The 25,846-nt window shown below is 40.7% G+C and carries 22 protein-coding genes; 19 read left to right on the top strand and 3 right to left on the bottom strand.

Annotation, left to right across the window (positions count from 1 at the left end; genetic code table 11):
* Positions 1 to 59 precede the first annotated feature (59 nt).
* From gap to GM920_RS21990, 18 genes are all read left to right on the top strand, one after another.
* Positions 60 to 1,055 (top strand): type I glyceraldehyde-3-phosphate dehydrogenase, encoded by a 996-nt coding sequence (gene gap, locus GM920_RS22075; RefSeq protein WP_182961558.1) that lies wholly within the window; start codon positions 60 to 62, stop codon positions 1,053 to 1,055.
* Positions 1,048 to 1,476: a GNAT family N-acetyltransferase gene (locus GM920_RS22070; RefSeq protein WP_182961556.1), complete on the top strand. Its 429-nt coding sequence runs from the start codon at positions 1,048 to 1,050 to the stop codon at positions 1,474 to 1,476. Before gap ends, GM920_RS22070 begins: the two co-directional genes overlap by 8 nt.
* A 42-nt stretch (positions 1,477 to 1,518) precedes the next feature.
* Complete coding sequence (locus GM920_RS22065) at positions 1,519 to 2,712, top strand: phosphoglycerate kinase (protein WP_182961555.1); 1,194 nt, start codon at positions 1,519 to 1,521, stop codon at positions 2,710 to 2,712.
* Positions 2,713 to 2,916: 204 nt separating this feature from the next.
* Positions 2,917 to 3,390 (top strand): division/cell wall cluster transcriptional repressor MraZ, encoded by a 474-nt coding sequence (gene mraZ / locus GM920_RS22060; protein ID WP_182961553.1) that lies wholly within the window; start codon positions 2,917 to 2,919, stop codon positions 3,388 to 3,390.
* On the top strand, positions 3,380 to 4,285 hold the full coding sequence (gene rsmH, locus GM920_RS22055; RefSeq protein WP_182961552.1) for a 16S rRNA (cytosine(1402)-N(4))-methyltransferase RsmH: 906 nt from the start codon (positions 3,380 to 3,382) through the stop codon (positions 4,283 to 4,285). The genes mraZ and rsmH overlap by 11 nt, the downstream gene beginning before the upstream one ends.
* Entirely contained in the window at positions 4,282 to 4,701 is a 420-nt protein-coding gene (locus GM920_RS22050) for an FtsL-like putative cell division protein (protein WP_182961551.1), read from the top strand. The genes rsmH and GM920_RS22050 overlap by 4 nt, the downstream gene beginning before the upstream one ends.
* A complete protein-coding gene (locus GM920_RS22045; protein ID WP_182961550.1) occupies positions 4,691 to 6,793 on the top strand; it encodes a penicillin-binding protein in 2,103 nt (700 codons plus the stop codon). Before GM920_RS22050 ends, GM920_RS22045 begins: the two co-directional genes overlap by 11 nt.
* Position 6,794: 1 nt before the next feature.
* Positions 6,795 to 8,252, top strand: coding sequence for a UDP-N-acetylmuramoyl-L-alanyl-D-glutamate--2,6-diaminopimelate ligase (locus tag GM920_RS22040; RefSeq protein ID WP_182961548.1), 1,458 nt, complete (start codon positions 6,795 to 6,797; stop codon positions 8,250 to 8,252).
* Positions 8,252 to 9,499 carry a phospho-N-acetylmuramoyl-pentapeptide-transferase gene (mraY, locus tag GM920_RS22035; RefSeq protein ID WP_182961547.1) on the top strand — a complete coding sequence of 416 codons (1,248 nt, stop codon included), beginning with the start codon at positions 8,252 to 8,254 and terminating at the stop codon, positions 9,497 to 9,499. The genes GM920_RS22040 and mraY overlap by 1 nt, the downstream gene beginning before the upstream one ends.
* The gene (murD, locus tag GM920_RS22030; protein WP_182961546.1) at positions 9,499 to 10,842 is read left to right on the top strand and encodes a UDP-N-acetylmuramoyl-L-alanine--D-glutamate ligase; all 1,344 of its coding nucleotides are present in this window, start codon (positions 9,499 to 9,501) and stop codon (positions 10,840 to 10,842) included. The genes mraY and murD overlap by 1 nt, the downstream gene beginning before the upstream one ends.
* A gap of 3 nt (positions 10,843 to 10,845) precedes the next feature.
* Positions 10,846 to 12,012, top strand: coding sequence for an FtsW/RodA/SpoVE family cell cycle protein (locus GM920_RS22025; RefSeq protein ID WP_182961545.1), 1,167 nt, complete (start codon positions 10,846 to 10,848; stop codon positions 12,010 to 12,012).
* A gap of 5 nt (positions 12,013 to 12,017) precedes the next feature.
* Entirely contained in the window at positions 12,018 to 13,145 is a 1,128-nt protein-coding gene (gene murG, locus GM920_RS22020; RefSeq protein ID WP_182961544.1) for an undecaprenyldiphospho-muramoylpentapeptide beta-N-acetylglucosaminyltransferase, read from the top strand.
* A complete protein-coding gene (gene murC, locus GM920_RS22015) occupies positions 13,132 to 14,487 on the top strand; it encodes a UDP-N-acetylmuramate--L-alanine ligase (protein ID WP_182961543.1) in 1,356 nt (451 codons plus the stop codon). The genes murG and murC overlap by 14 nt, the downstream gene beginning before the upstream one ends.
* Positions 14,480 to 15,697, top strand: a complete 1,218-nt coding sequence (locus tag GM920_RS22010; protein WP_235964609.1) for a cell division protein FtsQ/DivIB — start codon at positions 14,480 to 14,482, stop codon at positions 15,695 to 15,697. Before murC ends, GM920_RS22010 begins: the two co-directional genes overlap by 8 nt.
* Positions 15,698 to 15,750: 53 nt before the next feature.
* Positions 15,751 to 17,112, top strand: coding sequence for a cell division protein FtsA (ftsA, locus tag GM920_RS22005; protein WP_182961542.1), 1,362 nt, complete (start codon positions 15,751 to 15,753; stop codon positions 17,110 to 17,112).
* 129 nt (positions 17,113 to 17,241) lie between these two features.
* Positions 17,242 to 18,876, top strand: coding sequence for a cell division protein FtsZ (ftsZ, locus tag GM920_RS22000; protein ID WP_182961612.1), 1,635 nt, complete (start codon positions 17,242 to 17,244; stop codon positions 18,874 to 18,876).
* 181 nt (positions 18,877 to 19,057) lie between these two features.
* Complete coding sequence (locus tag GM920_RS21995; RefSeq protein ID WP_182961541.1) at positions 19,058 to 20,299, top strand: aminotransferase class I/II-fold pyridoxal phosphate-dependent enzyme; 1,242 nt, start codon at positions 19,058 to 19,060, stop codon at positions 20,297 to 20,299.
* Positions 20,300 to 20,481: 182 nt separating this feature from the next.
* Positions 20,482 to 20,664, top strand: coding sequence for a hypothetical protein (locus GM920_RS21990; RefSeq protein ID WP_062547107.1), 183 nt, complete (start codon positions 20,482 to 20,484; stop codon positions 20,662 to 20,664).
* 69 nt (positions 20,665 to 20,733) lie between these two features.
* On the opposite strand, the gene dapA is transcribed toward GM920_RS21990, so the two are convergent.
* From dapA to GM920_RS21975, 3 genes are read right to left on the bottom strand one after another with little or no spacing between them, the layout of a single operon-like run.
* Positions 20,734 to 21,615 (bottom strand): 4-hydroxy-tetrahydrodipicolinate synthase, encoded by an 882-nt coding sequence (gene dapA / locus GM920_RS21985; protein WP_182961540.1) that lies wholly within the window; start codon positions 21,613 to 21,615, stop codon positions 20,734 to 20,736.
* 9 nt (positions 21,616 to 21,624) lie between these two features.
* Positions 21,625 to 23,637 (bottom strand): NAD-dependent DNA ligase LigA, encoded by a 2,013-nt coding sequence (gene ligA / locus GM920_RS21980; protein WP_182961539.1) that lies wholly within the window; start codon positions 23,635 to 23,637, stop codon positions 21,625 to 21,627.
* A gap of 24 nt (positions 23,638 to 23,661) precedes the next feature.
* Positions 23,662 to 24,342 carry an ACP phosphodiesterase gene (locus tag GM920_RS21975; protein WP_182961538.1) on the bottom strand — a complete coding sequence of 227 codons (681 nt, stop codon included), beginning with the start codon at positions 24,340 to 24,342 and terminating at the stop codon, positions 23,662 to 23,664.
* A gap of 119 nt (positions 24,343 to 24,461) precedes the next feature.
* Between GM920_RS21975 and tyrS the strand changes: the two genes are divergently transcribed.
* Complete coding sequence (gene tyrS, locus GM920_RS21970; RefSeq protein ID WP_182961537.1) at positions 24,462 to 25,748, top strand: tyrosine--tRNA ligase; 1,287 nt, start codon at positions 24,462 to 24,464, stop codon at positions 25,746 to 25,748.
* The last annotated feature ends 98 nt before the right edge of the window (positions 25,749 to 25,846 follow it).

The raw sequence follows: 25,846 nt of genomic DNA, 5'->3' as shown, positions 1-25,846 counted from the left end.
ATAGACTGGGATGCTGTGCACAAAATAACCAAAGAAAAATAGACAAGAAATATATTCTAATGAAAATAGCAATTAATGGTTTTGGGAGAATTGGCCGTATCTTTTTACGAAGCGCAATTGAAAAAAACATCGATGTTGTGGCCATCAATGACCTCGGAGATCCTGCAACACTGGCGCATTTATTCAAATACGATACCGTTCACCGTGGATTTAAGGGGACAGTTAGCTTTGAGTCTGATGCTTTAATTGTTAATGGTAAGAAAATTCAGGTTTATGCGAAGTCTAACCCGGCAGAATTGCCATGGGCGGAATTGGGAATTGATCTGGTACTGGAATCTACGGGTAAGTTTACCAGCAGAGCAGGGGCGAGCCAACATTTAAAAGCAGGGGCGAAACAGGTCTTGATTTCAGCGCCTGCTGCAGATAAAGATATTCCTATGGTGGTATTGGGTGTCAATGAAGGGCAGATCGACTTAAAATCAGAAATCCTTTCAAATGCGTCCTGTACCACGAACAATGTCGCGCCAATGGTGAAAATCCTGGACGATAATTGGGGTGTTTTAGAGGGTTACATCACCACCATCCACTCGATGACCGGTGATCAGAACCTGCATGATGGTCCACATAAAGATTTAAGAAGGGCAAGAGCCGCTTCCGCATCTATTATTCCGACGAGTACCGGTGCAGCAAAAGCCATCACCAATATTTTTCCTCATCTGGATGGAAAATTAGGCGGAGCTGGAATCCGGGTTCCGGTATTAAACGGGTCCTTAACAGATTTCACTTGTTTGCTAAAATCAGCAACCACGATTGAACAAATCAATGCCGCTTTCAAAAAGGCTTCGGAAAATGAATTAAAAGGGCTGGTAGAATATACGGAAGACCCTATCGTTTCCGTTGATATCTTAGACAATCCACATTCCTGCATCTTTGATGCACAGTTAACTTCTATTGTTGGCGACATGGTGAAAGTAGTGGGTTGGTATGATAATGAGTCTGGTTATTCTACCCGTTTGGTAGATCTGGTGTTAAAAATTGCAGCTATACATGATTAAGAGAATTACTGCGGCAGAGACCCTGCCTCTAAGAAGTTTAGTGTTGAGAAATGGAATGGCCTACGAGCAATGTATCTTTCCTCAGGACCAACAAGAAGGTGTTTTTCACCTGGGTTGTTTTGAAGGAGATCAGCTCGTTACTGTGGCTACGTTTTTCCCGGAAGATCGCCCTGAACAAGGATCAGGAGGTTTTCGATTGCGTGGTATGGCTTCTGATCCGGCCTTTGCAGGGAAGGGATTTGGTGCAAAGCTGATAAAATTTGCAATTGATGAACTGACATCAGGGAATGCTGCTTATATTTGGTGCAACGCACGTAGTTCTGCTGCTGCTTTTTATGAGAAGCTAGGCTTCGTATTGATTTCTGAAGAGTTTGAAATACCAGGTGTAGGGCCTCATTTTGACATGCTCAGAAAACTGTAAAGGAATACCATTCAAAACCAATAATTCTAAACAATAACAATAATGAGAACAATAGACCAGTGTAATTTCAACGATAAGAAAGCTTTAGTCAGAGTAGATTTTAATGTGCCTTTGGATGCTGAATTTAACATTACTGACGATAAAAGAATGCGCGCAGCATTGCCTACCATTAATAAAATTTTGAACGATGGTGGTTCAGTGATCTTAATGTCTCATTTAGGTCGCCCGAAAAACGGACCTGATGACAAATTTTCTTTGAGACACATTTTAGGTGATCTTTCTAGAATGTTAGATCTGGAAGTGAAGTTTGCAAACGATTGTATTGGAGAAGAGGCCGTAGACAAAGCTAAAAACCTGGTTCCAGGACAAGTATTGCTATTGGAAAACCTTCGTTTTTACAAAGAAGAAGAAAAAGGTGACCGTGATTTCGCAGAGAAATTATCGAAACTAGGAGATGTATATGTGAATGATGCTTTTGGTACTGCACACCGTGCGCATGCTTCTACAGCGATCATTGCTGAGTTTTTCCCTAAGGATAAATACTTCGGTTATTTGATGGCTGAAGAGCTTAAAAATGCGGAGAAAGTAAACCATGGTGCTGTGAAACCTTTCACTGCAATTATGGGTGGCGCTAAAGTGTCGGATAAGATTTTATTAATCGAAAGCCTGCTGGATAAAGTGGATAACCTGATCATCGGTGGCGGTATGGCTTATACTTTTGCAAAGGCTCAAGGTGGCGAAATTGGTACTTCTCTTTTAGAGGAAGACAGAATGGCGCTTTGCCTGGAATTGTTGGATAAAGCGAAAGCAAAAGGTGTGAATTTATACCTTCCTTTGGATACTGTGATTGCGGATAAATTCTCTAATGAAGCAGAGAAGAAAAACGTAGATACCGGTTGTATTCCTGCAGATTGGATGGGCTTAGATATCGGTCCTAAAACCATCGCTTTATTTTCTGAAGTGATTAAAGGTTCGAAAACTTTGCTTTGGAATGGCCCGATGGGTGTTTTCGAAATGGCAAACTTTGAACAAGGTACACGTGCAATTGCTGATGCGGTTGTAGCTGCTACTCAGGACAATGGTGCGTTTTCATTGATTGGTGGTGGTGATTCAGCTGCGGCCATCGCGAAATTCAATTTAGAGGATAAAGTGAGCTATGTTTCTACCGGTGGTGGTGCATTATTGGAGTATATGGAGGGTAAAGAATTGCCTGGTGTAAAAGCCATCAATAGCTAATAAAATTGCCTGAAAAATAGGACAGGCGCTTTGCGATTTTGCGAAGCGCCTGTTTTTTTTACCACCTCATTTACTGTGTTTTCGATAGTCAAAAGGCACAAAAAAAGTGGTATGAATTATGTTGATAATTTTTTGTGGTAGAATGTGGTGAAAAGTGGTAGAAATATCTATTTTTACACTACATTATAAAGACCACATAAAGAAATGGTTCAACTGTTAGGAGAGTTTGATTGTAAATTGGATGCGAAAGGCCGCTTGATGGTTCCTTCGTCTCTGAAAAAACAATTGCCTAATGTTGAGGTTGAGGGACTTGTGATCAACAGAGGTTTTGAAAAACACCTGGTGATCTACCCGAAAAAAGTATGGGAAGGAATAGTGGAAGAGTTGAGTAAGTTGAATCCATACGAACAAAAAAACAGAGAATTTATTCGATACTTCACGCGTGGCGCTACGGAATTAACGTTAGATGCTACAGGAAGGGTTAATTTACCTAAATCTTTATTGGAGGCTGTCGGCATTGAAATCAACACAGAGTTGGTTTTAGCTTGTCAGTTTGATAAGATTGAGGTATGGTCGAAAAAGGCTTATGATGCTTTGTTTGATAGTGAACCAGCTGACTTTTCAAAACTTGCAGAAGAAGTAATGGGTAATAAAAATAGGAGGAGCGATGGAGAATAATTACCACATTCCTGTCATGTTGAAAGAATGTATCGAAGGTTTGAATATCAAACCCGATGGCGTATATGTGGACGTTACCTTTGGTGGTGGCGGACATTCGAGAGAAATCCTGAAGCATTTAGGAAAAGACGGAGTATTGATCGCCTTTGATCAGGACCCAGATGCACAAAGGAACAAAATTGATGACCCACGTTTCATTTTTGTAGATCAGAACTTTGCCTTCATCAAAAATAACCTGCGTTTGTTAGGTTACAAAGCGGTGGACGGTATTTTGGGTGATCTAGGTGTTTCCTCACATCAGTTTGATGTTCCGGAACGTGGTTTTTCTACCAGATTTGAATCTGACCTGGATATGCGTATGGACAAACAAGGGGCTTTAACAGCTGCCGATGTGTTGAATACCTATGCAGAAGATAAATTACATAAGATTTTCGGGATTTATGGTGAAGTGAAAAACGCAAAGTCGCTGGCCCGTGCAGTGGTTACAGGCCGTGTAGAACAACCGATTAAAACCCTTGCGGATTTTAAAAGAGCTGCTGGTGCACACATCCCTAAAGGGAAGGAAAACAAGTATATGGCTCAGGTTTTTCAGGCTTTACGTATTGAGGTGAACAAAGAAATCGAAGTGTTGGAAAACTTTTTAATGCAAACGGCTGAGGTTATAAAACCAGGTGGCCGGTTGGTGGTGATGTCTTACCATTCTTTGGAGGACAGACCGGTGAAAAGTTTCCTGGCAAAAGGGAAATTCAGAGGAGAAGTGGAGAAAGATTTTTATGGTAATGAACAAAAACCATTTAAAATCATCACCAGAAAAGCGGTGATTGCGAACGAAGAAGAAGTAGAACGCAACAGCCGGGCAAGAAGCGCAAAGCTTAGGATTGGAGAAAAGTTATGAGTAACCAGTTCAGGCCGGAAATAGAGGAGGAAGATCTAGGTGCTGAAGAAATTCAGCTTAAGAAACCTAGAAAGAGGAATAGGGAGCCTGAGAGTGGTAAAGCGTTCTTTAAAAAGTTATTTACCGAAGGGGTAGTGACTAAGGAAGCGGCAACAGATATGTTACCGTTTTTACTGTTTTTGTCAGTTTTGTGTATGCTTTACATCGCAAACAGCCACATGGCAGTGAAGAACATCAGAAATATTGATAAGTTAAATAAAGAAGTAAAAGAGTTAAGCTGGGAATTTAAGTCGTTAAAAGCAGATTTAATGTTCAAAAGTAAGCTGACTGAGGTTGCTAAAAAAGTAGATACGCTGGGGATTAAAGAATTAATTGAACCCCCAAAAAAAATTGTTATAAACGCTAATGAACATTAGAGCAAACATATTACTACGTGTTTATCTGTCATTCGGACTGATTGTACTGCTTGCCGTAGCAGTATTGGTCAGACTATGCGATGTACAATTTGTAGAGGGGCACAAATGGCGCGCCATGGCCGATAGCCTCTCTACTAAGTATATCAATGTCGAAGCTGCTCGTGGAAATATTTATTCATCAGACGGAAGTCTGTTGGCCACCTCGATTCCTGAGTATGAATTGAGAATGGATTTGTATGCCGGTGGGATTGATGATAATAAAGTATTCTATGGAAAAGTAGACTCTTTAGCGATGAAATTATCGGAGTTCTTTAAGGATAAAAGCCCTAAAGAATACTCCCGTTACCTGCGCTCTGCCAGACAAGATAGTGTGCGTTACCTGTTGATCAAACGTAAAGTAGGCTATCAGGAGTTGAAAACGATCAGAACCTTTCCTTTATACAATATCGGTAAGTATTCTGGCGGCTTAATCGCAGTTCAGCAAAACAAAAGAATCAAACCTTTCAAGTTTTTGGCTTCCAGAACGATTGGTTATAAGAATGAAAACGTGGCCAATGGTGTAGGTTTAGAAGGTGCTTTTGGTAATTACATCAACGGGGAAAGCGGAAAGAGATTGGTACAACGCATCGCTGGTGGGGTATGGATGCCGGTAAACGATGAAGCAGAAGTAGCACCTAAAGAAGGCGCAGATATTATCTCTACGATCGACATCAATATGCAGGATCTGGCACAGACTGCTTTGGAAAGACAGCTGAAACTGAGTGATGCTGACCATGGTACGGTGATTCTGATGGAGGTAAATACTGGCGAAGTGAGAGCGGTAGCCAATTATACCCGTGTTTCAGAAGGCGTATATGAAGAGAAATTTAATTATGCCATTGGCGGCAGTCAGGATCCAGGCTCGACCTTTAAACTGGCTTCTTACATGGCTTTACTGGAAGACAAAAAAGTAGATACGAATACTTTAGTAGATACCGGAGATGGTTTTTACCGCGTTCCAGGACATACAATTAAAGATTCACATGGTGGTATTGGTGTGGTAACGGTGATGAAAGCTTTTGAGCAATCGGCAAACACAGCGGTTGCTAAATTGGTGAATACGCATTACAAGGACAATCCTTCGCAGTTTACGGATCATTTGTATGATATCCATATGAACGAGAGGTTGGGTTTACAGATTCCCGGGGAAACTAAACCAGTAATCAAAAACCCTTCGAACAGAAGTTGGAATAAGAACCTGACTTTGCCTCAGATGGCTTATGGTTATGAAATGCAGATTACGCCATTACAAATACTGTCATTTTATAATGCGGTGGCAAATAATGGAAAATACATCTCTCCACTCTTTGTAAAAGAGATCAGAAGATTGGGAAATCCAATTGAACAGTATCGTGCCAGGGTGATTTCTGAGCAAATTTGCTCGGATAAAACCGTAAAAAAATTGCAAGCGATGCTGGAAGCAGTGGTACTTAGAGGTAGCGGTAAGCTGATGAGTTCTCCTTTCTATCGTGTTGCTGGGAAAACAGGAACAGCACAGGTTGCAGATGGTAATAAAGGATATAGAGCGAAAAGAAGTTATCAGGCTTCATTTTGCGGATACTTCCCTGCTGATAAACCGAAATACTCAATTATAGTGTCAATTAACGGCCCTAAAAATGGTTATTATGGCGCAACAGTAGCAGGACCGGTATTTAAAGAAATTGCAGATCGCATTTACGCAAGTGATATCGATATGTATAATAATGTACAGGATCATTTGGTAGGCAACACCAAAAATCCGGAAGCGAAGTCTGGACAGAGTAAAGCGGTGAAGAAAGTATACAGTGCTTTTGGCATCAAATCTTTATACGCGGCAAAGTCGGATTACTTTAATAGCATTGATACCAATAACGGTGTCGTTTATGAAGAATATAATTCCGTTAAAGGGGTAATGCCTAATGTAAATGGAATGGGACTGAAAGATGCCTTGTATCTTTTAGGAAATGCAGGTTTAAAAACAAGGATCATTGGAAGTGGAAAGGTGTTTAGTCAGTCGATTCCTTCCGGTAGTAAAATAGGTAAAGGATTGGGTGTAGATTTAGAATTAAGATAATATGCAATTACAAGACGTTTTATATGGAATCGCAATAACAAACCTGGTTGGTTCTACCAACAGGGAGATTAGTGTGCTTGTTTTTGATTCCCGTCAGGTGGTTAAAGATGCGGTGTTCTTTGCCATAAAAGGAACACTTTCAGATGGACATAAATATATTGAAAATACGATACAGGCAGGTGCATCGGTGATTGTGTGTGAGCAGATTCCCGCGCAAACCGTTCCTGGAGTAGTTTATATACAAGTAGACAATAGTTCGGTAGCCTTGGGAGAAATGGCAGCTAATTATTATGGCAACCCTTCTTCGAAATTGAAATTGGTAGGTATCACAGGTACAAATGGTAAAACGACGATCGCAACGATCTTGTTTAAGCTTTTCCGTACGCTGGGTTATCATGTAGGGTTGATCTCAACCGTACAGAACCATATCGATGACCTGGTGATTCCGGCGACGCATACGACGCCAAATCCATTGGCATTGAATGAATTGTTGCAGAAAATGGTAGATGCTGGTTGCGAATATTGTTTTATGGAAGTGAGCTCTCATGCGGTTGTACAACACCGTATTGAAGGTTTGACTTTTGTAGGTGGCGTGTTTTCGAACATCAGTCACGATCATTTGGATTTCCATAAAACCTTTGACAATTACATCAAAGCGAAAAAAGCTTTCTTCGATGGTCTGCCAGCAGGTTCCTTCGCATTGACCAATCTGGACGACAGAAATGGAATGGTGATGTTGCAGAATACCAAAGCAAGTAAAATGACTTATGCTTTAAAACAGCTGGCTGATTTTAAAGCGAAAGTGGTAGAGAATAGTTTCAATGGTTTACACCTGGAAATCGATCAGGCAGATGTTTTCTTTAAACTGGTTGGTTCTTTCAACGCCTATAATCTGTTGGCCGTTTATGGTACTGCAGTATTGCTAGGTGAAGATAAACTGGAAGTTTTAACGGCACTGAGCAACCTTACCGGTGCAGAAGGTAGGTTTGATTACCTCACTTCAAGCAACCAGATTATTGGGATTGTAGATTATGCACATACGCCTGATGCGGTGCAGAATGTATTGAGCACCATTCATGACATTAGAAAAGGCACAGAGCAGGTGATTACCATCATTGGTTGTGGTGGCGACAGGGATAAAACAAAACGCCCGATCATGGCACAGGTAGCCTGTGACTGGAGCGATAAGGTGATCCTGACTTCGGATAATCCAAGATCAGAAAACCCACAAACGATAGTAGAGGAAATGGAAAAGGGTGTATCGCCCACAAATAAAAGGAAGACGTTGAGCATAGTAGATAGAAGAGAAGCGATTAAAACGGCTTGCCATTTAGCAAAACCAGGAGACATTATCCTGCTTGCTGGTAAAGGGCATGAAAAGTATCAGGAAATCAATGGCGTAAGGTATCATTTCGATGATAAGGAAATATTAATGGAACAGTTAAACTTGATCAGCTAATGTTATATTATTTATTCGAGTACTTAAACGCAAATTATGATTTTCCGGGACTGAGGTTGTTTCAATACATCACTTTCCGTACTTCATTAGCGATCATTATTTCTTTAATTATTACCACTGTTTTTGGACGTAGTATCATCAACTATTTGCAGAAAATGCAAGTAGGAGAAACTGTTAGAAACCTGGGACTGGAAGGACAAATGCAAAAAGCGGGTACCCCAACAATGGGTGGTATCATGATTCTTTTGGGAATTTTAGTGCCAACGCTTTTATTGGCCAACCTGTCTAATATTTACGTGTTACTGATGATCATTACCACAGTTTGGATGGGGGTTATCGGCTTTGTAGATGATTATATTAAGGTTTTCAGAAAAAACAAAGAAGGTTTAGCAGGTAGGTTTAAAATCGTTGGGCAAGTGGGCCTGGCTTTGATTATCGGCTGGACGATGTATTTCAATCCTAATATTGTAGTGAGACAAACAGTTGATGAATCCGGGATTACTAATGCTACAGCACCGATGGTGTTGAGACAAAAGGGTGAGAGTTTTTACTATACGCAGGATGTGAAATCAACCTTGACTAACGTTCCTTTCTATAAAAATAATGAGTTTGATTACGCCAAAGTCTTGAAGTTTTTAGGTGATGGCTATGAGAAATATTCGGTGTTTGTGTTCTTGTTTTTCGTGGTGATTATTGTGACTGCGGTATCCAATGGGGCAAATATTACAGACGGGATTGATGGGCTCGCCACGGGAACTTCCGCGATTATCGGGATCACCCTGGGCTTGTTGGCTTATGTATCGGGTAATACCGTGATTGCCGACTATCTGAACATCATGTATATTCCGAATTCCGGTGAGCTGATGATTTTTGCAGGTGCCTTTGTTGGGGCTTGTGTTGGCTTCTTATGGTATAATTCGTACCCTGCACAGGTGTTTATGGGAGATACTGGAAGTTTAGCTATCGGTGGTATCATTGCCGCTTTTGCCATCATGATCCGTAAAGAATTGTTGATTCCGGTTTTATGTGGTGTATTTCTGATTGAAAACTTATCAGTTATCATTCAGGTGAGCTATTTTAAGTATACAAAAAAGCGGTTTGGAGAAGGAAAAAGGGTATTTTTGATGTCTCCTTTACACCACCACTATCAGAAAAAAGGATACCATGAAGCTAAAATCGTAACCCGATTCTGGATTATTGGAATTTTATTGGCCATCATTACGATTATTACTTTAAAACTTCGATAATGGAAAAGCAAAGGATAGTCGTATTGGGAGCCGGAGAAAGCGGTGTAGGTGCAGCAATGTTAGCGCAGAAACAGGGATTTGAAGTCTTTGTATCTGATCTGGGTGCTATTGCTACTCAGTATAAAGAACGTTTGGAAGAACTGAATATCGCCTTCGAAGAAAAACAGCATACCGCTGAATTGATTTTGAATGCGACAGAGGTGGTAAAGAGCCCTGGGATTCCGGAAACTGCGCCAATGATCAAAGCATTGAAAGAAAAAGGTATTTCGGTGATCTCAGAGATTGAGTTTGCGAAAAGATATACCAAGGCAAAAACGATTTGTATTACCGGGTCAAATGGTAAAACAACGACTTCCTTGTTGACGTACCACATTTTGAAAAATGCGGGATTGAACGTGGCTTTGGCAGGAAATATTGGGAATAGCTTTGCTGCCTTGGTAGCAACGGCTGATTTTGATTATTACGTATTGGAAATTTCCAGCTTTATGTTGGACGATATGTATGCATTCAGGGCGGATATCTCGATTTTATTGAACATTACGCCGGATCATTTAGACCGGTACGATTATAAACTGAGTAATTATGCAGCCTCAAAATTGCGGATTACCCAAAATCAGCAGAGTGATGATGTTTTCATTTATTGTGCTGATGACGACGAGACTTTGAAAGCAATGAAGTCTGTCAAAATCAACTCCAAAATAGTGGCTTTCTCTATCCGTAAGGAAATTGAAAATGGCGCTTATCTGGAGGGCAATAACCTACACATCAACATTAACTTAAAAGAGGAATTAACCATGTCGATCACAGAATTAGCTTTACAAGGCAAGCATAATGTTTATAATTCTATGGCTGCGGGCATAGTTGCGAAAATATTGGATATCAAAAATTCCGTGATTCGTGAGAGCATGAGTGATTTCAAAAATGTAGAACATCGCCTGGAACATGTGGGTAAAATCTCGGGTGTGGAGTATATCAACGATTCCAAAGCGACTAATGTTAACTCTACCTGGTATGCGTTGGAAAGCGTTAACCCTGGGGTAATCCTGATTATGGGTGGGGTAGACAAAGGAAATGACTACAGCATGTTGAAAGACCTGGTTCGTGAGAAAGTAAGGGCAATTGTATGCTTAGGAAAAGACAATAAGAGAATCCATGAGGCTTTTGAAGATGATGTAGAAGTGATCGTCAACACGTTCTCTGCAAATGAAGCCGTTCAGGTGGCTTACCACTTGGCGAATAAAGGAAATACGGTGCTGTTATCACCGGCTTGCGCAAGTTTTGATCTATTCAAAAATTACGAAGACCGTGGAAATCAGTTTAAAATGGCTGTGAAAGAACTGTAAGTTATGATCGCAATTAATCAGATTTTAGACAAGACAAAAGGAGATCGCTGGATATGGCTGATCATTATCCTTTTATCGCTGATCTCTATACTCACCGTATATAGTGCAACGGGAACATATGCCTATAAAGTGAATAAAACCGTTGAAAAAGTATTGTTAACGAAACACCTGATCTTTGTGATCATGGGTATAGGGATGATCTATATTGCACATTTGCTGGACTATAAGTATTATGCGGGGATCTCTAAGGTTTTGATGATCATCACGATTCCACTGCTGTTTTACACGGCGGTTTTTGGAGCGAATATCAATGATGCTTCCCGTTGGGTGAAGATTCCTGTGATTGGATTGACTTTCCAAACTTCCGATTTGGCGAAACTAGCCTTAATTACCTTTTTGGCAAGGATGCTGACCAAGAAGCAAGAGAATATTAAAGATGTAAAAGAAGCTTTTCTCCCAATCATGGGATCGGTTTGTGTGGTTTTTGTACTGATTGCCTGGGCGAATTTATCGACGGCAATTATGTTGTTTGGGGTGAGTATCTTATTGTTGATTATTGGTAGAATTTCCATCAAACAGATTTCAATAGTTTGTGCCGGTGGTGCAGTATTGCTATTGTTTATCGTGTTTTTAGGCCCCAGAGCAGGAACCTATAAATCCAGGGTAAATTCGTTTTTACATCCGGAGATGCAGAATTCTGATAAAACGTATCAGGCAGATCAATCGAAAATCGCATTGGCAACAGGCGGTGTTTTTGGAAAAGGTCCGGGAAATAGTACGCAAAGAAACTTTTTACCACACCCATACTCCGATTTTATCTTCGCGATTATCGTGGAGGAATATGGTTTATTAGGGGCGATGACGGTAATTGTGTTGTACCTGGTGCTACTTTACCGATGTGTCCGGATTGTCACGCAGAGTCCTAAGGCCTTCGGGGCTTTACTGGCTGCGGGATTAAGCTTTAGTCTGACGATTCAGGCTTTCGCAAATATGGCTGTAGCTGTAGGCTTAGGTCCGGTTACCGGGGTTCCTTTGCCATTGGTAAGTATGGGAGGTACTTCCATGATTTTTACCAGTATCGCCTTCGGAATTATCCTGAGTGTGAGCAGAGATGTGGAAGAGAATATCAATAAAAAAGTAGTTGTAGGTGAAATTCCTGCAATTGATTAAAGAAGATGAATAGAGCAACGAGAGTAATTATTTCAGGTGGCGGTACTGGCGGACATATTTTTCCGGCCATATCGATAGCGAATGCTTTAAAACGCATGGAGCCAGGCTGTGAGATTTTATTTGTCGGCGCAACAGGCAGAATGGAAATGGAAAAAGTTCCAGCTGCCGGATATAAGATCATAGGTTTAAACATCAGCGGTATACAAAGAGGCTCGATCGTAAAAAATTTAAGTTTGCCATTTAAAATGCTTGGAAGCATGCGTAAAGCCTTGAAGTTAATTGCTGATTTTAAACCTGATGTAGTGGTTGGTGTAGGAGGTTATGCTTCCGGACCAATTTTATTTGCTGCATCATTAAAAAAAGTCCCTTACCTGATTCAGGAGCAAAACTCTTATGCCGGGGTAACCAATAAATGGTTGGGGAAAAATGCGGCGAAAGTGTGTGTGGCTTTTGATGACATGGATCAGTTCTTTCCTGTGGAAAATATCCTGAAAACAGGAAATCCGGTAAGGAAAGATGTGGTAGATATCGCACAGAAACACCATGCTGGTGCAGAGTTATTGAAGTTGGATCCCTTAAAGAAAACCATCCTGGTGACCGGTGGCAGTTTGGGTGCTGGTACTTTAAATAAAAGCATTGAAAAGCATTTACAAGATTTAATTGCTCAGGATGTTCAGGTGATCTGGCAGACGGGTAAATATTATTACAAAGGGATTGTAGAGCGCTTAGGTTTGGATTACCATCCTAATGTTTGTATTCTGGAATTCTTGAATAAGATGGATATGGCCTATGCAGCTGCAGATGTGATCATTTCCAGAGCAGGAGCAGGGACGATTGCAGAACTGTGTTTGATTAAAAAACCAGTAATCCTGGTACCTTCTCCAAATGTAGCGGAAGACCATCAGACTAAAAATGCAATGGCCTTGGTGAAACACCATGCTGCACTTTTAATTGCTGATCGTTCCGCAGAAGATACCCTGGTGTCGGAAGCATTGAGTTTATTAAATGATAAGAATCGCTGTAAAGCGCTTTCTGAAAATATAGGAAAAATGGCTTTGCCTGATGCGGATAACATCATTGCAGAAGAGGTATTGATTTTGGCAGGAAAAGGAGGTCTAAATGAAGTTAGATAAGATTAAACGGATTTATTTTGTAGGTATTGGTGGCATTGGGATGAGTGCCCTGGCTCGTTACTTCAAAAGCAGAGGTTGCGAGGTTTGTGGCTACGATAAAACCAGAACTACATTGACGCAGTCTTTGGAAGAAGAGGGAATTTTGATCTCTTATGTGGATGAGGTATTTACCTTGCCTGTAGAATTCCTGACGAGCGATGAATATACTTTAGTGGTGTACACGCCTGCAATTCCTAAACACAGTGCTTTGCTGCATTATTTCCAGGAGCAAGCCTTTGTGATGAAAAAACGTTCCGAAGTCTTGGGGATCATCAGTGAAGGACAGTTTTGTATTGCCGTTGCGGGTACGCATGGTAAGACCACAACCTCTTCGATCATTGCCCATGTGCTGACAGCTACTGGCTATGGCTGTACTGCCTTCTTAGGTGGAATTGCCAGCAATTACCACAGTAACTTCATCTTGGGTGCCAATAACGTGGTTGTAGTAGAAGCTGATGAATATGATCGCTCTTTCCTGACCTTACATCCGGATTTATCGGTGATCACTTCTATGGATGCGGATCATTTAGACATTTATGGTGATGCGAGTAAGCTGGAAGAATCTTTCCGTTTGTTTGCCGGACAGCTGAAGCCGGAAGGCACCTTGTTTGTGAAGGCAGGCTTGCCTTTAGCAGATGGGATTAGCTACAGCGCTGGAATGGCTTCCTCGATCAAAGGAGAAAACATTCGGGTCATCAATTCCAGATTTGTATTTGACTATGTAGATGGTGATTTCCGAATTGATGATGTGCAGTTGATGTTACCGGGTACACACAACGTAGAAAATGCAGTTGCGGCAATGGCAGTGGCCTTAAAGCTAGGCATTGATGCGGATAAAATAAAGGGCGCTATTGCCAGTTTTAAAGGTGTAAAGAGAAGATTTGAATACCTGGTCAATACCAATGAACACATTTATATTGACGATTATGCACATCATCCTGAAGAATTAAAAGCATGTTTTCATGCAGTAAGACAGTTGTATCCGAACAAGAAAATGACGGTGATTTTTCAGCCTCATTTGTTCAGTCGCACACGCGATTTTGCCGCTGGATTTGCAGAGGTTTTGAGTACGGTAGATGACTTGATTTTGCTGGAAATTTACCCGGCGAGAGAGTTGCCTATTGAAGGTGTTGATGCTGCATTTTTACTGGATAAAATCACATTGGATAGTAAAGAGATTTGCGCGAAAGACCTTGTGTTGGAGCGGATTAAAATTAAAAACCCTGAGCTGCTGATTACGGTTGGCGCAGGGGATATTGACACGTTAATACAACCATTAAAAACTAATTTCACTAATGTTTAAAGACATCAATTGGAAATTTGTATTCAGATGCTTTGCATGGGTTTTATGCCTGTGTGGGGTGGTTGTGCTCATGAGTTTCATCAGCATGAAAAAGAATACGGTGACCATTACGAATGTCAAAATATTAATTCCTGGTGCAGATAATTTTATCGAGCGCGAGGAGATAGATGCGGTTTTAAAGCAGAGCCAGGGCTCTTTAATCGGTCAAAAGCTAGAGAATATTAATCTTCATGCGATTGAGAAGAAGATAATTTCTAATCCATACATTGCCCGTGCGATTGTGTTTGCAGACATGGATGGGGTGATTCACATTCAAATTACGCAGCGTCAGCCTATTTTAAGGGTGATCAATGCTGGCGGACAGGATTATTACATTGATCGTGATGGACTGAAAATGCCGGTGTCTCCGAACTTTACCGCCAATGTATTGGTGGCAAATGGAAACATCATGGAGCGTTTTAGTGGTCGGGTGGATACTTTAATCACCAAACTGGCCGCAGATTTGTATGAGACGGCTAAGTTTATTAAAAGGGATACTTTGTGGGATTCACAAATAGAGCAGTTGTTTGTAGATGATAAAATGGATATTGAGTTGATCCCAAGAGTAGGTAACCAGCGCATCTTGCTGGGTTCTGCTGATTCTTTGCAGGTGAAAATGAGAAATCTTCTGGCGTTTTATAAGCAGGCCATGCCGAAAGTGGGATGGGATACTTATAAGACTATCAATATCAAATACACGAATCAGGTAGTTTGTGAAAAGAACAAACCAGATTCGCAGGTGGTAAATGGCGTAAAGCGGCCAACGATTAGTGATACTGCGAAAGCGGCTAAGGGGGCGATTAGCGCCTTAGTTTTGCAGCAGATTGCAAAGGAAATGAAAAACGATGCGGAAGATCCTGATGTGCCGGATGGAAGTTTGGCTGTAGCGTCATCCAAGCCTCCAGCAGAAAAGCCGGTCATTAAGCCGGCGGCGAAGAAGGTGGAAACGGTAAAGCCTACGGTTAAAAAGACGGAGCCTAAGCCAAAGCCTAAAGCTAAACCAGTGGTTAGTCCAGCGAAAAAGACAGCTTCGTTGAAGAAGTCAGCAACCGATCCAGTGAAAAAGACGGGTACAGCTCCCCCGGTAAAAAAAGCGACTACGGTAAAAGCCGGAACTAAAACAGCAAAAGTACCTGCGAAGAAGCCGGCAACGGCAGCAGAAAAGAAATAAGAATACAGATACCAGAAAACAACAAGAATATAACTCAGCAAATCGATATAGTTATGGGCAAAGAAAAATCTATCGTGCAGTCTCCAATCGTAGTAGGATTGGATATTGGTACTACAAAAATTTGCGTGATCGTTGGTCGGCGCACTCAGCATAAAAAAATAGAGGTATTGGGCATTGGAAAAGCGGAATCATCAGGGGTAACCCGTGGTGTGGTTTCGAACATCCAAAAAACAGTTCAGGGTATCGCACAGGCAGTGGAAGTTGCCAGCGGTCAATCGAATGTAGAAATCCGCGTGGTGAACGTTGGTATTGCTGGTCAGCATATCAAGAGTTTGCAACACCGTGGGATTTTGACCAGAAGAGAGCTGAACAATGAAATTGGTAAAAAGGATATAGACAAATTAATTGACGATATGTTCAAACTGGTGATGCCCCCAGGAGAAGAAATCATTCATGTCTTGCCTCAGGAATTTACGATCGATAATGAGCCCGGTGTAAAAGACCCGATTGGGATGGCAGGAGTACGCTTAGAGGCGAACTTCCACATCATCTCCGGACAGGTAACTGCGGTTAAAAATATCATGAGGTGTGTAACCAATGCCGGGTTACAAACTCAGGAATTAATTTTAGAACCGCTTGCTTCTTCAGAGTCGGTGTTGAGCGATGAAGAGAAGGAAGCTGGTATTGCTTTAGTGGATATTGGTGGTGGTACAACCGATATTGCTATTTTTCATGAAGGCATCATCCGCCATACTGCTGTAATCCCGTTTGGTGGTAACAGCGTAACGGAAGATATTCGTGAGGGATGTTCTGTAATGAGAAATCAGGCTGAATTGTTGAAGACCCGTTTCGGTTCTGCCCTGGCTGAAGAAAACAAAGAAAATGAAATCATTTGTGTTCCCGGACTTCGTGGAAGAGAGCCAAAAGAGATTTCTGTAAAAAACTTAGCTTATGTGATCCAGGCCCGTATGGAAGAAATCATTGAGCATGTTTATTATGAAATTAAATCGTCAGGATATGAGAAAAAACTGATTGGTGGTGTGGTCATCACTGGTGGTGGTGCCTTGCTGAAACACCTTTCTCAATTGGTAGAATATGTGACTGGTTTAGATTGCCGCGTTGGTTATCCAAACGAGCATTTGTCGAAATATGAAGACATGCCGAAGACGATTTATGACGATTTGAAAAGCCCGATGTATGCAACCAGTGTTGGTTTGCTGATCAAAGGAATTCAAAAAGCAGAGGAGTTAATTGAAGAAATGAAACAACCAGGTGTGTATGTTGAAAAACCTAAAGAGGGTAAAGACAAAAACAAAAATTCTGGTGGTGGGCTCTTTGATAAGCTATTGGCAAAGGCTAAAGACTTTGTAAAGGACGATATGAACGTAAGCGACGAAGATTATATTAAATCATAAATACTTATCCACAATTAGCGATTTTTCCACATTCCAAACAGATATAGAAAAGCCCTGTTAAAAATTGGTATTATTACGTTGGTAGATGAACAGGAAAAACGAATTTTTAAACAACTGATTCATAAAGATATGCAGTTCGAAATGTTAAAAGATAAGTCATCAATCATCAAGGTTATTGGTGTTGGTGGCGGTGGTGGTAATGCGGTAAACCATATGTACCGTCAGGGAATTACAGGTGTAGACTTTATTATTTGTAATACAGATGCGCAAGCATTGGAGTTTAGTCCGATCCCTAATAAGGTACAATTGGGTGCTAGCTTAACAGAGGGAATGGGTGCAGGCTCAATTCCTGAGGTAGGGAAGAATTCTGCTATAGAGAATATAGATGACATCAAACAAATGCTGGGAAGCACCACAAAGATGTTATTTATCACTGCCGGAATGGGTGGTGGTACCGGAACAGGTGCAAGCCCGATTATTGCTAAAGCCGCGAAAGAATTGGATATCCTAACCGTTGCGATTGTAACTACGCCATTTGCCTTTGAAGGTAAAAGACGTAAGATGCAGGCCAATGATGGTTTGGATGAGCTGAAGAAATATGTAGACTCTTACCTTGTGATCTCGAACGACAGGTTAAGGGAAATTTTCGGTAACCTGACTTTAGGTTCTGCTTTTGCACAGGCAGATGATATCTTAACTACCGCAGCCAAAGGAATTGCAGAGATCATTACAGTACCTGGTTACATCAACGTGGATTTTAAGGATGTGCGTACGGTGATGAAGGACAGTGGGGTTTCAATCATGGGTAGTTTTGCTTGTGATGGTGAGAATAGAGCATTAAACGCAGTGGAAGGCGCATTGGCTTCTCCATTGTTAAAAGATAACGAAATTGAAGGCGCCAGATATATTTTATTAAATATCAGTTCAGGATTACGTGAAGTAACGATGGATGAGGTGACCATTATCACGGACTATATTCAGGATAAAGCAGGACTTTCTGCGGACCTGATCTGGGGTAACTGTATTGATGAGAATCTGGAGGACAAATTATCGGTAACGATTATTGCGACTGGATTCCAAACTACAGAACAACGTGATGAAGAAAAAAAAAATGTAAGAAAAGTTTCTTTGCTTACGCCTGAGGAGGCTCCATTGGTTAAACCGGTAGAAGCAGTAAATTCTTTTATCGCTCCAAGACCGGAAGCTTATTCCAATGAGCCAGTAATGAAATCTAAAGAAGAGATCAAGCAATCTGATCTTTTTGGTGATTTATATGGCAACAATAAAAGAGCTTATCAAGAGCCAGATAACAATGGCATCGTTAGACATACTTTAGTAGAAGAAGAGGCTCCTGTTGCCGAAAATCAACATGATCCTTCTTTTGAGTTTGAGGTCAAAGTGGCGGAAACTGATTTTACTTTTGAAAAACCAGAATCCGTATTTCATAACAATGTAGAGCCTCAACGTCAGGAAATCGAAGAGCCAGGTGCAGATGATGATAAGAATGATGATTCTATCGAAGATCAGCTGAAAAAATCTAAAGAGCGTATCTTAAGATTAAAGGACCTGAGTATGAAACTGAGAACCAGCAATGGTTTGCAGGAACTGGAAAATGAGCCGGCTTATAAACGTAAGCAAATGCAGTTGGAGCAGGTTCAGCACTCTTCAGAATCTCAGGTATCAAGATTTACTTTGAGTAATGATGAAGAAGGATCAACAGAGATCAGACCGAATAACTCATTTTTACACGATAACGTTGATTAACACATCAGTTTAAATATTTAAAAAAGCCTTAGCAATTTTGTTGTTAAGGCTTTTTTGGCATAATAATCGTGTGTGGAGCTGGGCAAGCGGCTTAAAGCGCTGCCAGGTAAAATTGCTATTGAAGCAGATTAACCTTAAATTTGCAAAAAAATAAGATACATCACATTTAAATAAATACACATTGGATATTTTTGATAAAGTAGCAAAACGCATGGGACCGATTGGTCAGCACCAGAAATGGTCACATGGATATTTCTCTTTTCCTAAATTAGAGGGGGAAATCGCACCTCATATGAATTTTCGTGGCAAAGAGCATTTAGTTTGGAGTTTAAACAACTATTTGGGTTTAGCCAATCACCCTGAAGTTAGGGAAGCGGATAAGCAGGGTGCGACAGATTTTGGTATGGCTTACCCGATGGGTGCAAGGATGATGTCTGGTAATTCTAAGTACCATGAGCAAATGGAGCAGGAATTGGCTGCATTTGTAGGGAAAGAAGATGCGTTCTTATTGAACTTTGGTTATCAGGGTATGGTATCTATCATCGATTGTTTAGTAGACAGAAATGACGTGATCGTTTATGATGCGGAATCTCATGCTTGTATTATCGATGGTTTACGTTTACACATGGGTAAACGCTTTGTTTACCAACACAATGATATTGAGAGTGCACGCAAGCAGTTAGAACGTGCGACTAAACTGACTGAACAGTCGGGCGGTGGTATTCTTTTAATTACGGAAGGTGTTTTCGGTATGTCCGGTGCTCAAGGTAAACTGAAAGAATTAATCGAATTGAAAAAAGAGTTTAATTTCCGTTTGTTAATTGACGATGCACATGGTTTTGGTACGATGGGACCTACTGGTGCAGGTACGCATGAAGAGCAAGGTTGTATTGAAGGCGTAGATGTGTACTTCGGTACTTTCGCAAAATCAATGGCAGGTATTGGTGCTTTCGTAGCTTCTACACAAGAATTGACTAACTATTTCCGCTATAACATGCGTTCGCAGACTTTTGCGAAAGCTTTGCCAATGCCAATGGTGATTGGTTTATTGAAAAGATTAGAGCTGCTTAAAAACAATCCTGAGCTAAGAGAACGTCTTTGGTTGATCGCAACTACCCTTCAAAAAGGTTTAAGAGAACGTGGTTTTGATTTGGGGATTACCAATACGATGGTGACTCCAGTGTTCTTAAAAGGGGAGTTATTAGAGGCTACAGCCCTAACAATGGACTTACGTGAGAACTATGGTATCTTCTGTTCGATTGTGGTTTATCCAGTGATTCCTAAGGGACTTATTGAGCTTAGGTTGATTCCAACTGCTGTTCATACCTTGGAAGACGTACAACGTACATTAGACGCTTTTAGCGAAGTATCTGAGAAATTGAAAACTGGTTATTATAAAGAACATCAGTTCACTATGGCTTAGTCCATTCTATAAGATTAAAGGAAAGACTGCTTTTTTTAGGCAGTCTTTTTTTATGTCTTAAAATTAGTTTGCAAAAGGGCTTTAATTATTGTCTGAAAATCTTTTTTTATTAGAATAAACACCTTACTTTAGTAATAGAGTATCAATCAAACCATTAAAAACTAAAAAGGAGTAAATTAACGATGAAAAAATTTAATGAAGCAAAAGAACTTGTTGCTGCTTTAGAAGCGGATGCAGACAAATTCTACAACAAAGCTAATAGCGCCGCAGGAACACGTGTTCGTAAAGGTATGCAGGATCTTAAGAACTTAGCTCAAGCAATTCGCTTAGAAGTTCAGGAAACTAAAAACAAAGACGCTAAATAAGCTATTTGATTCAAAAAAAAAGCGTCCAGGCAACCGGGACGCTTTTTTTTATGGAATAAGGTTTTGCTTTTAAGCAGTAATTCTGCTGGTTTCGGCAATAATTGCTTTGCGCAGGTTTTCAGATACTTGCACCAATGGCAAACGCACATAGTCATCACAGATACCCAATTGCTTTAAGGCTGCTTTCACGCCACCAGGGTTACCTTCTGCGAAGATTAGTCTGGTAAACTCAATTAGGTCCAGGTGCAAAGGTGCAGCTGCTTTAAAGTCACCATTTAAACACAATCTGATCATGTCAGATAATTGTTGAGGTAATGCGTTTCCAACTACAGAGATCACACCTACAGCACCCAATGCAATCATTGGCATGGCTACTGGATCATCACCAGAGATCAACATAAAATCTGCAGGCTTATCACGTAGAATCTGATTGAACTGGTCGAAACTTCCAGAAGCTTCTTTTGTACCAATGATGTTTTTGAAATCATTAGCCAGTCGGCAGGTAGTTTCCGGACTTACATTGCTACCCGTACGACCTGGTACATTATATAGGAATACCGGTAATGCACTTGCTTCCGAAACGGCTTTATAGTGCTGGTAAATACCTTCCTGAGTTGGTTTATTATAATATGGACTGGCTGATAAAATTGCATCATAACCACTCACTTCGAAATCTTTTATACTTTGGGCAAGTTCAGCCGTATCATTTCCTCCGATACCAGCTACGAGTGGTAAACGGCCATCGTTAATTTCAGCAGTAAATTCCCAGATCTTCTTCTTGTCGCTCTTATTCAGTGTTGATGCTTCTCCTGTTGTACCTAAAGATACCAGGTATTCTACTTTTCCTTCAACCAAGTGATTGATCAGGTTTTTAAGGCCTGGATAATCCACTGTTCCGTCTGCATTAAATGGGGTGACCAATGCCACACCCGTTCCGTGAAATTTGTTCATCTTTTTTATTTACTTCAATAACGCTAATAGGTCATCCTGTGAAATCAGGGGGACATTCAATTTATTTGCCTTTTCCAATTTGGAAGGTCCCATATTATCACCCGCGACAAGGTAGTTCAGTTTTGCGGAAATACCGCTTAAGATCTTACCACCATTGCTTTCAATTATCTCTTTGAGTTCTTCTCTACTGTAATTTTCAAAAACTCCCGAAATTACGAATGTTTTTCCAGTTAACTTGTCACTTTGAAGGGTAATTTCTTTTTCTACCACTTCAAACTGGAGTCCGTAGGACTTTAACAACTCAATTTGATGAATATGTTCGGGTTTTGCGAAGTATTCCAGGATACTTTCTGCGATTCTTTGTCCGATTTCATCAATTGCAACCAGTTCCTCTACAGTTGCGGTCATTAATTTGTCGATATTTTTGGTTCCGACAGCTAATTTACGGGCAACAGTTTCGCCAACATAGCGGATCCCTAATCCGAAAAGTACTTTTTCAAAAGGCATTTGCTTAGAGTCTTCTATTCCTTTCAGCATATTTTCAATAGAACGTTCCCCGAAACGTTCTATTGTTTTCAGGTCTTCAGATCTTTCGTGTAAGGTGTATAAGTCGCTGATGTGAGCGATTAGTCCACGTTGGTAAAAGGTTTCTATGGTTTCATCACCCAATCCGTCGATATTCATCGCTTTACGGCTGATAAAATGTTGGATTTTGCCTACAATTTGTGGCGGACAAGCTTCGTCATTAGGGCAGTAGAAGGCCACTTCTCCTTCTTTTCTGATCAATGGCGTGTTACATTCCGGGCATTCGGTCAGGTAATGTATTTTTAAAGCATCTGGTTTACGTTTTTCCAGGTTTACATTGATGATTTTCGGAATGATCTCTCCACCTTTCTCAACAAATACGGTGTCACCTTCATGAAGATCTAGTCGCTCGATTTCATTGGCATTGTGCAGCGTTGCTCTTTTTACTGTTGTTCCGGCCAGTTGAACTGGTTTTAAATTGGCAACCGGCGTAACTGCACCTGTTCTTCCGACCTGGTAACTTACTTTTTCCAGAATGGTTTCTACTTCCTGTGCTTTGTATTTATAAGAGATGGCCCAACGGGGAGATTTAGCGGTAAAGCCCAATTCCTGTTGTTGTGCGTAACTGTTTACTTTGATTACGATTCCATCGATATCATAAGAGAGTTTGAAACGCTTTTCTTCCCATTTGTGTATAAAAGCAAGCACATCGTCAATGGTGTTGCTCAATTCCGTATGTTCACAGACATTAAAGCCCCATTCTTTTAGGCGCTGTAAGCTTTCCCAGTGGGTTTTAAAATAGTTTTTATCGGTATTCAGTGAATATAGGAAACAGTCTAATGGTCTTCTGGCAACTTCTTTGGAATCCTGCATTTTAACCGTTCCTGCGGCAAAGTTTCTTGGGTTGGCATATTGTACCTCTCCAAGTTCTTCGCGCTCCTTGTTGAGACGATCAAAGGCTGCACGGTGCATAAATATCTCTCCTCTGATTTCAAACAGCGGGGGGACGGTTTCTTCTTTCAGTTGATGTGGGATGTTGTTAATGGTTTTGATGTTGGTAGTCACATCGTCGCCTTTGGTTCCATCACCACGGGTAACCGCGCGAACAAGTTTGTTGTTTTCGTAGGTTAAACTGATGGAAAGTCCATCGAATTTAAGTTCACATACATATTCAAACTGGTCTCCAATAGCTTTTCTGACACGTTCGTCAAAGTCGCGCAGGTCTTGTTCGTTATAGGTATTCCCTAAGGACAACATTGGCCAGCGGTGGGCTACGGTTATAAAGTTTTTGGTGATATCTCCGCCAACTTTTTGCGTAGGGGAGTTAGGGTCAGCGAATTCCGGGTGTGCTTTTTCAAGTTGTTCCAGCTCGGCTAATTTTTTATCGAACTCATAATCTGCAATGGTGGGCATTGCCAATACATAATAATTGTAACTATGTTGGTTAAGCTCCTTAACCAAGGCTTCCATTTTGTCTTTTATCTCCATAAGTGGCATAAGACAAAGATAGAAAAACTCAGATTATAAAGGGGGGAGAATACTTTCTATGCGCTTAAAAATGTCTAGATATTCTGGTTCAACTGCATCGCGGTAAATGATCAGTTTTTCATGGAGCAACTCGGTTTGTGCTTCTGTAAAAGGATGAGGCCAGATGCGCATACAAATTCTGTTGAGTGCATAAGAGATGTTTTCAATTTTCTGATAGCTGAACAGGTATCTACTGGTGATGAAGTTATCCAGGAATTTGAGGAAAATACTGGTATCTGTTACCCCACAGTTGTTGAGGAAGGCCGCTATGGCTTTTTTATCGGATTTGATGAGCTGTTCGTAAAAGGTATTGATGTTGACGGTACCTTTTACCGTAAGAATGTGGTCCAGGACTAATTCAATACCTATATGTGCGAGGAAAAATGGTTTCACCGGACTGTTTTCACAAGCGGGTAAGATCAATTGCTTCAGGGCAGCAGTTTGTACTTTGAAGAAGTTTGAATTGTGGAAAATCCGGTCTACTTCGAGGTGTCTTTCCCAGCCTTTTAACAGTGATTGTTGAATTGGGTCTTTTAAAAAAAGATGTTTTTCTTTCCCGGGGTATAGGTTAATTTCTTTCTGTGCATTTTTGATCAGATCGGGCAATACAACACCTATGACGATGTTTTCGTCAGTGTTGTCTCGTTCAAAATAATAGTGGGAAAGAAAGTTCATCGGTTTAAAAGTAGCGATTTTTGTTCAATTTCGTTGTTTCTGAAGGGTATTGAATTGCGGGAAGCCCTCAGCTTCTTCCATATTTGTCTTATATTTGCGACAAACTAAGGAGATACATAATGACCAATTTCGTTGAAGAGTTACGCTGGAGAGGCATGTTGCAGGATATAATGCCTGGTACTGAAGAAAAATTAAATGAAGGAATGACATCGGGGTATATCGGATTTGATCCAACTGCAGATTCACTGCATGTGGGCCACCTGACTCAGATCATGACTTTGATTCATTTTCAACGTGCAGGACATAAGCCTTATGCTTTGGTAGGCGGAGCAACCGGAATGGTTGGTGATCCTTCAGGAAAATCTGATGAGCGTAATTTGCAGACTGAGGATATGGTAGAACATAACCTTGCCGGAATGAGAAAGCAACTTTCGAAATTTCTTACGTTTGAAGATGCTGGAAACGGTGCAGTCATGGTGAACAATAATGACTGGTTTAAGGATATGAATCTTTTTACTTTTATCAGGGATGTAGGTAAGCACATTACGGTAAACTATATGATGGCAAAAGACAGTGTAAAGAGACGTCTTGAAGGTGATTCAGGATTGTCATTTACTGAGTTTTGCTACCAGTTGATTCAGGGTTTCGACTTTTACTATTTGTGGAAGCACCACAACTGTTTAGTGCAGATGGGTGGATCAGATCAATGGGGAAATATCGTAACGGGTACAGAATTGATCAGGCGTAAAGATGCAGGTACTGCTTTTGCGGTAACTACAAAGTTGATTAAGAAAGCTGATGGTACTAAATTCGGTAAAACGGAAAGTGGTGCTGTTTGGTTGGCTCCAGAGAAAACTTCTCCTTATAAATTCTACCAGTTCTGGTTGAATGCTTCTGATGATGATACTAAAAAATGGATCAGAATCTTTACGTTGAAAACACAGGAAGAGATCGAAGCTTTAGAGGTTGAGCATGATGCAGCACCTCATTTGCGCATCTTACAGAAAGCTTTAGCGGAAGATATCACGGTGAGAACACATTCTGTAGAGGCTTTGGAAACTGCGATCAAGACTTCTGAATTTTTGTTCGGTAATGGTTCTTTAGATTTCTTTAAGACTTTAAATGAAACTCAGGTATTGGAGATTTTTGAAGGAATTCCTCAATTTGAGATTTCTAAAAATGACTTGATTTTAGGTATTGATGCTGCAACTTTACTGGCTGAGAAAGCAACAGTTTTTGCTTCAAAAGGAGAGGCTAAGAAATTGATTCAAGGTGGTGGTGTATCGGTAAACAGGGAGAAATTGAAAGATGCTGCAGAGGTTATTGGCGCTGAGCATTTGTTGAATGATCAGTTTATCATTGTGCAAAAAGGAAAGAAAAACTACTTCTTGTTGAGCGTAAAATAAGATAATGATCAGTAGGTCTGGCTTGTTAAGCCAGCTTTTGATCATTAGATATATATATTAGCAGACACGTTTTTGTCTCTTATGAAAAATCCCGGTCT

It is taken from the genome of Pedobacter gandavensis, from assembly GCF_014172405.1.
In the GTDB taxonomy this organism is placed as follows: Bacteria; Bacteroidota; Bacteroidia; order Sphingobacteriales; family Sphingobacteriaceae; genus Pedobacter; species Pedobacter gandavensis.
This window is presented reverse-complemented; position numbering and strand designations above follow the sequence as displayed.

Excerpts from the sequence above, each read along its gene's own strand:
- tyrS (WP_182961537.1), top strand. The coding sequence starts at position 24,462 with ATGACCAATTTCGTTGAAGAGTTACGCTGGAGAGGCATGTTGCAGGAT.
- ftsA (WP_182961542.1), top strand. The coding sequence starts at position 15,751 with ATGGGCAAAGAAAAATCTATCGTGCAGTCTCCAATCGTAGTAGGATTG.
- rsmH (WP_182961552.1), top strand. The coding sequence starts at position 3,380 with ATGGAGAATAATTACCACATTCCTGTCATGTTGAAAGAATGTATCGAA.
- ligA (WP_182961539.1), bottom strand. The coding sequence starts at position 23,637 with ATGCCACTTATGGAGATAAAAGACAAAATGGAAGCCTTGGTTAAGGAG.
- murG (WP_182961544.1), top strand. The coding sequence starts at position 12,018 with ATGAATAGAGCAACGAGAGTAATTATTTCAGGTGGCGGTACTGGCGGA.
- murD (WP_182961546.1), top strand. The coding sequence starts at position 9,499 with ATGGAAAAGCAAAGGATAGTCGTATTGGGAGCCGGAGAAAGCGGTGTA.
- GM920_RS21975 (WP_182961538.1), bottom strand. The coding sequence starts at position 24,342 with ATGAACTTTCTTTCCCACTATTATTTTGAACGAGACAACACTGACGAA.
- GM920_RS22070 (WP_182961556.1), top strand. The coding sequence starts at position 1,048 with ATGATTAAGAGAATTACTGCGGCAGAGACCCTGCCTCTAAGAAGTTTA.
- GM920_RS22025 (WP_182961545.1), top strand. The coding sequence starts at position 10,846 with ATGATCGCAATTAATCAGATTTTAGACAAGACAAAAGGAGATCGCTGG.
- GM920_RS22010 (WP_235964609.1), top strand. The coding sequence starts at position 14,480 with ATGTTTAAAGACATCAATTGGAAATTTGTATTCAGATGCTTTGCATGG.
- GM920_RS22045 (WP_182961550.1), top strand. The coding sequence starts at position 4,691 with ATGAACATTAGAGCAAACATATTACTACGTGTTTATCTGTCATTCGGA.
- mraZ (WP_182961553.1), top strand. The coding sequence starts at position 2,917 with ATGGTTCAACTGTTAGGAGAGTTTGATTGTAAATTGGATGCGAAAGGC.
- gap (WP_182961558.1), top strand. The coding sequence starts at position 60 with ATGAAAATAGCAATTAATGGTTTTGGGAGAATTGGCCGTATCTTTTTA.
- GM920_RS22050 (WP_182961551.1), top strand. The coding sequence starts at position 4,282 with ATGAGTAACCAGTTCAGGCCGGAAATAGAGGAGGAAGATCTAGGTGCT.
- dapA (WP_182961540.1), bottom strand. The coding sequence starts at position 21,615 with ATGAACAAATTTCACGGAACGGGTGTGGCATTGGTCACCCCATTTAAT.
- mraY (WP_182961547.1), top strand. The coding sequence starts at position 8,252 with ATGTTATATTATTTATTCGAGTACTTAAACGCAAATTATGATTTTCCG.
- ftsZ (WP_182961612.1), top strand. The coding sequence starts at position 17,242 with ATGCAGTTCGAAATGTTAAAAGATAAGTCATCAATCATCAAGGTTATT.
- GM920_RS21990 (WP_062547107.1), top strand. The coding sequence starts at position 20,482 with ATGAAAAAATTTAATGAAGCAAAAGAACTTGTTGCTGCTTTAGAAGCG.
- GM920_RS22040 (WP_182961548.1), top strand. The coding sequence starts at position 6,795 with ATGCAATTACAAGACGTTTTATATGGAATCGCAATAACAAACCTGGTT.
- murC (WP_182961543.1), top strand. The coding sequence starts at position 13,132 with ATGAAGTTAGATAAGATTAAACGGATTTATTTTGTAGGTATTGGTGGC.
- GM920_RS22065 (WP_182961555.1), top strand. The coding sequence starts at position 1,519 with ATGAGAACAATAGACCAGTGTAATTTCAACGATAAGAAAGCTTTAGTC.